This is a genomic window from Pseudonocardia sp. Ae717_Ps2, from assembly GCF_001932475.1.
GTDB lineage: Bacteria > Actinomycetota > Actinomycetes > Mycobacteriales > Pseudonocardiaceae > Pseudonocardia.
Genome location: NZ_MCIS01000001.1, coordinates 6,281,357 through 6,288,042, shown reverse-complemented (window position 1 = coordinate 6,288,042; position 6,686 = coordinate 6,281,357). Strand labels below are relative to the sequence as shown.

Here is a 6,686-nt window from a genome sequence, read left to right as displayed (position 1 = left end):
CGCGGCGACGGACTGCGCCGCACCGGCATCACCTTCACCGACGAGGCCGCGGTCCGGCGACTCGCCCAGCGCCTGGCGCTCGCCGCGGGCCGCCGCCTCGACGACGCGAGCCCCTGCGTCGACGGCAGGCTCCCCGACGCCGGGGTCCGGCTGCACGCCGTCCTCCCACCGGTGGCGGCGGCCGGGACCGCGATCTCGCTGCGGGTGCTGCGTCCCGCCGGGCACGACCTGGCCGCGCTCCGGCGGACCGGCACCCTCGACGCGACCGGCGAGGCACTGCTGCGCGCGATCGTCGGCGCCCGGCTGGCCGTGCTCGTGGCCGGCGGGACGGGTAGCGGCAAGACCACGCTGCTCAATGCGCTGCTGGGCGCGGTCGACCCGGGCGAGCGCCTGATCACCGTCGAGGACGCCGAGGAGCTCTCCCCACGCCACCCGCACGTCGTGCGGCTGGTCGCCCGGCCGCCGAACATCGAGGGCTCGGGCGGGGTTCCGCTGCGCGAACTGGTGCGTCAGGCGTTGCGGATGCGGCCGGACCGGCTGGTCGTAGGCGAGGTCCGCGGCGCCGAGGTGTGCGACCTGCTGGCGGCGATGAACACCGGTCACGACGGCGGCGGCTGCACCGTGCACGCGAACTCGGTCCGCGAGATCCCGGCCCGGATACGCGCACTGGCCGGGCTCGGCGGGATGTCCCCCGCGCGCTCGACGGTCAGCTGACGGCCGCCGTCCAGGTCGTGCTGCACATGCGACGCCGCCCCGGCGCCGGCCGGACGCTCGACGAGATCGGTGTGCTGGGCCGCTCCGACGACGGCACCCCACACGTCACCGCCGCCTGGAGCCGCGGCTCCGGGGTCGGGCCGGGCCGCGACGAGCTCGCGACGCTGTTGCGCGAGCGCGGGGGTCGGTGTGCCGTGCTGAGCGCACTTCCCGGGACGCCGCAGGGCGTGACGGTTCCCCTGCTCGCGCTGGCGGTGCTGACACTGCCCGCGGCGCCGGGGCGGTCCCGGTGGCGGGCCCTGACCGGCACCGGAACCGCCCCCCGACGGCCCGGCTGCTCGCTCCGCCGTTGCCGCTGCTCGCCGCCCCGCTGGGGTGGCTGCTCCTGGGCCCCGCCGGCGCGGTGTGCGCAGCGGGGTGGCGTGGGGAGTGCGGCGCCGGATCGCCACACGTCGGGCCGCGGACCGGGCCGGGTCGACGGCTGCGGAACTCGCCGACGCACTCGGGATCACCGACGAGCTGCGCACCGGCGCGCACCCCGCGGCCGCGCTGGCCGGGCACGTGCACGACGGGCCGCTCGCCCGCGCGCTGCTCGAGCCGGCCGCGGTCGCCGCGCGGATCGGTGAGCCGGTCCCCGAGGCCCTGCGTCGGACGGCGCGGGGCCCGCCCGGCGCGACGTCGAGCGGGTCGCCTCGGCCTGGGAGCTCGCCGACACCCACGGTGCCCCGCTCGCCGACCTGCTCACCGGCCTGCTCGACGACATCCGCTGGCGGATCGCGCACGGAGCCCGGGTGCGAGCCCAGCTCGCCGGGCCTCGGGCGACGGCGTCGGTGCTGACCGCGTTGCCGTTGGCCGGAATCGGTCTCGGGCAGTTGATGGGCATCGCGCCGCTGACCGTGCTGCGCACCGGGCTGCACGGGCCCGCTCTGCTGCTGACCGGGGTCGGCCTCACGGTCGCGGGGGGCGGCGTGGGCCGACCGGATCCTGCGTGCGGCGGTGCCGACGTGACCGCGGCCGCGCTCGGGCGCCGCGCTCGCCCTGGTCGTCGGCGGCGGGCGTCCCGGACCGGGGCGGCTGCGCGGGCTGCGTTCCGTCACCGGAGCGACGACGGCCGCGGCGCCGACCCGCACCGCGGTCCTCGCGGTGCTCGTTCCCTCCGGGGCCGCGCTCGGCGGAGCCCTCGGCGGGATGGGCGGCGCGGTCGTCGGCGCCGCGCTGGGCGGCGGGTTGCTGTGGCTCGCCCGGCGGGCAGCCCGCGGGCCGGCCGCGTCGGTGGACTCCGCGGATCTGGCCGCCGCCTGGGACCTCCTGGCGACCTGCCTCGCCGCCGGTCTCGCCGTGGCGGACGCCGTCGGAGCCGCGGCCCGGCGGCTCGACGGCCCGGCCGGTGAGGCGTTGCGCAGGGTCGCGGGCCTGCTGGCGCTGGGCGCCGACCCCGACGACGCCTGGGCCGCCCCGGCCCGGTCCCCGAACTCGCCGGGTTCGCCCGCGCGCGGGCCGGTCGGCCCGCACCGGTGCCGCCCCTCGGACGCTCCGCCGCGGTCCGCATCACCCCGCTGGGGCTCTGCTTCCTGCCCGCCTTCCTGGTCCTCGGCATCGTGCCGGTCGTGATCGGGCTGGCCGGGGAGGCGTTCGCACGGTGGTGACCACCGCCGCGCGGCGACCGGGTCCGCACTCCGCGGGCCCCCGACGAAGGAGACACCGATGACCCCCACCCGTTCCCTGCTGCACCGCCGGCTGTGCGCACTCGCCTCGGACGACGACGGCATGTCCACCGTCGAGTACGCCGTCGGCACCGTCGCCGCCGCGGCCTTCGCCGCGCTCTCTACGCGATCGTCAGCGGCGGAGACGTCCTCGCCGCCCTCACCGGGATCGTGCAACGTGCACTGTCCACGACGCTCTGACAACGGCCGCGACATCCCGAGCCGACCCGATCGGCCCGACCGACCCGACCGGGCGGACCGGGCGGACCGGGCGGACCGGGCGACCGCGGACACGGTGGCCGCCGTGTCCGCGGCCGCGCCACCCGTCGTGGTGCCGCGGTCGGCCCCACTAGCGGCGCGCCGTCCTGGCTGGCGGACGACCGTGGCGCGGTCACCGTCGAGGCGGCGCTGGCGCTCGGCACCCTGGTCGCGGTCACCGGCGGCGGTCGGAGCCGTCGCCGCGGTGGCGGCCGGGGTCCGCTGCACCGACGCCGCTCTCGAACTGGCCCGCCAGGCCGCGCGCGGTGACACCGAGCGGGGTCGGGCCGCGGCCGCGCAGCTCGCACCGGCCGGGGCCGAGCCCGAGCTCCGCGTCGACGGCGATCTCGTCGTCGTGACGGTGCGGGTCCGGCCGGTCGGGCTGCTCCCGGTCACGATCAGCGGTGCCGCGACTGCCGCGGTCGAACCCGGCGTCACGGCAGGCGCGGTCCGTTCCGGGTCGGCGCCGGCGCAGCCCGGTGGCGCGCCATGAGCAGGCACGCCCGGTACGTCGCGGAGGCGACGCGGGCGTCGCCTCGGTCTGGGCCGCGACGGCCGCAGCGGTGCTGCTCCTGGTCGGCACCGTCGGTGTCGACCTGGCTGCCGCGGCCCGCGCCCGGCACGTCGCCTCCGCCGCCGCAGACCTGTCCGCGCTCGCGGCCGCGGGACAGTCGGTGGACGGCACCGCTGCCGCCTGCGCCCGTGCCTCCGACCTCGCCGTCCGCAACGGCGCCGAGCTGCTGACCTGCCGCCTCGACGGCTGGGACGCCCTGGTCGAGACCCAGGTCGCCTGGTCGGGGCTGCTCCCGCTCCGGGGTCCCGCACGGGCGAGGGCACGCGCGGGTCCGGCTCCCGTCGACGCGGCACGCCCCCGGCGAGCGGGCCCGTGGACGGTTCGGTTCCTGCGGTGGAGCCGTCGTGAACACGCCCGGACGTGATCACGATCTCGGTGAGCGGTCCGCGCCTCCAGATGAACGGACCGGCGACCCCGGAGCACGCCGTCATTCACGATTGCTTACGACGAACGTCCAACGCAACGGCATCTCGTCGTGGGGGCGTGACCGATCACCGACGTTGCGCGGCCCACATCTGGTCACTGTCGCGACACTCGGGCCTACTAGGAGTCGCGAGGACGCGCAGGGTCCGGTCCGCCCCCGCCACGAAGACCACGCTCCCCAGACAGCGACGACGTCGGAGCGCCCTGGCGCCCCCGTCCGATGTCGTCGCACGTGGTTGCACCGGTCCGCCCCGCCCCCGACGGGCGGGCCGGTGGTACCCCGTCCGGTCCCGCGGTCACCGCGAGCCGGTCGGGGTCCCGCTTCCAGCGCGGCCAGAACCAGATCCAGCACCTGCACCGCCCCGCTCTTGTCCAGCGGGTTGTTCCCGTTGCCGCACTTCGGGGACTGCACGCACGAGGGGCATCCGGTGCGGCACTCGCAGTCCCGGACGGCGGCGCGGGTCGCCGCCAGCCATCGCCCCAGCACCTCGTGGCCGGTTCGGCCAGCCCTGCGCCGCCGGGGTGCCCGTCGTGCACGAACACGTCGGGAGCCCGGTGTCGGGGTGCAGCGCGGTGGACAGGCCACCGATGTCCCAGCGGTCACAGATCGCGAACAGCGGGAGCAGTCCGATCGCGGCGTGCTCGGCGGCGTGCAGGGCACCGGGGAGACGGGCCTCGTCGATGCCGGCGTCGGCGAGCGCGTCGGGGGTCGATCGTGTACCAGACCGACCGGGTGTCCAGACTCTGCGGCGGCAGGTCCAGCGGCGTCTGGTCGAGCACCGTCCCGTCCGGGGTCCGTCGGCGGTACGCGACGACCTGGCTGGTCACCGTGGTCGCGCCGAAGCAGACCTGCACCGGCCCGCACCGGCGGTGCTCCAGTACCTCGAGCACGGCGACGTCGGAGACCGACTGGGCCTCGGTGCGCCAGTCCGGGGCCTCGGCGTGGACGAGCGCGACGCCGTCGTCGAGATCCAGCTCGTCGACGACGAAGCTGTCGCCACGGTGCAGGTACACCGCACCGGAGTGGATCGTGCCCGGGGCCGAGCCGCCGTCGACGGTGCCGAGCATCCGCCCGGTGGCCGCCTCGACCACGGCGACCTGTCCGAGTCCGGAGCCGCGGATGTCGACGTGCGCGGCGGGTGCGTCGCCGGTGTCGGGCCAGAACCAGCCGTGCGGTCGGCGGCGCAGCACGCCCTCCTCGACCAGGGCGTCGAGGACCTCCACCGCGGGCGCTCCTCCGAACATCTCCTCGACGTCGACCGTGGTCAGCGGCATCTCCGCGGCCGCGCATGCCAGCTGCGGAGCGAGCACGTACGGGTTGACCGGATTGAGCACGCAGCTCTCCACCGGCGCACCGACCAGCGAGCTCGGATGGTGGACGAGGTAGGTGTCGAGCGGGTCGTCGCGGGCGACGAGCACGACGAGTGCCTCGTCGGCGGCGCGCCCGGCACGCCCGGCCTGCTGCCAGAACGACGCGCGGGTTCCGGGGAAGCCGGCCTGCACCACCGCGTCGAGCCCGGAGATGTCGACGCCGAGCTCGAGGGCGTTGGTGGTCGCGACCCCGATCAGCCTGCCCGACATCAGGTCGGCCTCCAGCGCGCGGCGCTCCTCCGGCAGGTAGCCGCCGCGGTAGGCGGCGACCCGCGCGGCCAGCTCGGGAGCGATCTCGGCGACCTGGCGCTGCGCACCGAGCGCGGTGAGCTCGGCGGCCCGCCGGGACCGGACGAAGGCCAGGGTCCGCGCGTCCTCCAGGACGAGGTCGGCGAGCATCCGGGAGACCTCGGCCCCGGCGGAGCGGCGGACCGGCGCCCCGTTCTCCCCGGTGATCTCGGCGAGCAGCGGCGGCTCCCAGAACGCGACGGTGCGACCGGCATGCGGGGACCCGTCCTCGGTGACGGCGACGACGTCGCGGCCGGTCAGCCGGGACGCGAACTCCTCCGGGCGGGCCACCGTCGCCGAGGCGAGCACGATCGTGGGGCGTGCGCCGTAGCGGGCGGCGAGAGCAACAGCCGTCGCAGCAGCAGTGCCACGTGCGAGCCGAACACCCCGCGGTAGGTGTGGCACTCGTCGACCACGACGTAGCGCAGCCGGCGGAGGAAGGTCGTCCAGCGTCCCGTGCCGAGGAAGGAGCGACCGGTGCAGCATGTCCGGGTTGGAGAAGACCCACCGGCAGTGCTGCGGACCCGTCGCGCTGGTCCATGGGGGTGTCACCGTCGAAGGCGGCGGGCCGGACACCGGTCCGGGGCGAGCCCCGTCGAGGGACCGCAGCTGGTCGGCTGCGAGTGCCTTGGTCGGGGCGAGTACAGCGCCGTGGCCCGCGGGTCCTCGGCCAGCCCGGCGAGCACCGGGAGCTGGTAGACCAGCGACTTCCCCGACGCCGTCCCCGTCGCGACGACGACATCGGCGCCGGAGTGCACCAGCTCCGCCCCGTGTGCCTGGTGCGACCACGGGCGGGTCACGCCGCGGGCCGCCCAGGCCGTGCGCAGCGGTTCGGGTGTCCAGCCCGGCCAGTCGACCTGGCGGCCGGGCCGTGCCGGAATCCGCACGACGTGCCGCAACGGATCGTCGACGGCGCCGGCCGGATCGTCGCCATCGACACCATGGAAGCCGGGAGGATCGGCAGGGCCAGGAGGACGGCTGGGACCGGCAGGGCCGCGGGAGCCGGCAGAGCCGACGGGGTCGGTCGGCCCCCCGGAGCCGCGCGCTCCGTCCGGACCGTCGAACCCGTCCTGAGCGGCGAACGCCCCGGCGCCCGGTCCCGGCCTCGGCGGGACCGTCTCCGCCGGGCCGGACGTCCACGTGGCGTCGGCACGGGCCGGGTCGAGGCCCGAGCCCGCCAGCACGCGGCGGAGCAGCTCCATCCCGCGCTGCGACCCGTCCGGGCCCTGCGTGCTGTCCGCCGTCGCTCCCACGACCGACCACGATGGCACAGATGTTCGAACGATCAGCGGTCGCTCCCGGTTCCGCCCCCGGCCGACGGGCGCGGCACGGGCGGACGACAGAAGTGGTTGCGT

General features: G+C 76.9%; 4 protein-coding genes and 2 pseudogenes. 5 read left to right on the top strand and 1 reads right to left on the bottom strand.

Going from position 1 to position 6,686, the window contains the following annotated elements; genetic code table 11:
* From Ae717Ps2_RS39470 to Ae717Ps2_RS29130, 5 genes and pseudogenes are all read left to right on the top strand, one after another.
* Nucleotides 1-854 (top strand): annotated as a pseudogene (locus Ae717Ps2_RS39470) (TadA family conjugal transfer-associated ATPase); the annotation flags it as partial.
* A gap of 277 nt (nucleotides 855-1,131) precedes the next feature.
* Nucleotides 1,132-1,551, top strand: coding sequence for a hypothetical protein (locus Ae717Ps2_RS39465; protein WP_233147825.1), 420 nt, complete (start codon nucleotides 1,132-1,134; stop codon nucleotides 1,549-1,551).
* A gap of 306 nt (nucleotides 1,552-1,857) precedes the next feature.
* On the top strand, nucleotides 1,858-2,325 hold the full coding sequence (locus Ae717Ps2_RS29145) for a type II secretion system F family protein (RefSeq protein WP_075334120.1): 468 nt from the start codon (nucleotides 1,858-1,860) through the stop codon (nucleotides 2,323-2,325).
* A 93-nt stretch (nucleotides 2,326-2,418) separates the two neighbouring features.
* A complete protein-coding gene (locus tag Ae717Ps2_RS39460) occupies nucleotides 2,419-3,168 on the top strand; it encodes a DUF4244 domain-containing protein (RefSeq protein WP_233147710.1) in 750 nt (249 codons plus the stop codon).
* Entirely contained in the window at nucleotides 3,155-3,613 is a 459-nt protein-coding gene (locus Ae717Ps2_RS29130; RefSeq protein WP_075334119.1) for an Rv3654c family TadE-like protein, read from the top strand. Before Ae717Ps2_RS39460 ends, Ae717Ps2_RS29130 begins: the two co-directional genes overlap by 14 nt.
* A gap of 384 nt (nucleotides 3,614-3,997) precedes the next feature.
* Here Ae717Ps2_RS29130 and Ae717Ps2_RS35550 read toward each other — a convergent pair.
* Nucleotides 3,998-6,533 (bottom strand): annotated as a pseudogene (locus tag Ae717Ps2_RS35550) (DEAD/DEAH box helicase); the annotation flags it as partial.
* Nucleotides 6,534-6,686: the final 153 nt, after the last annotated feature.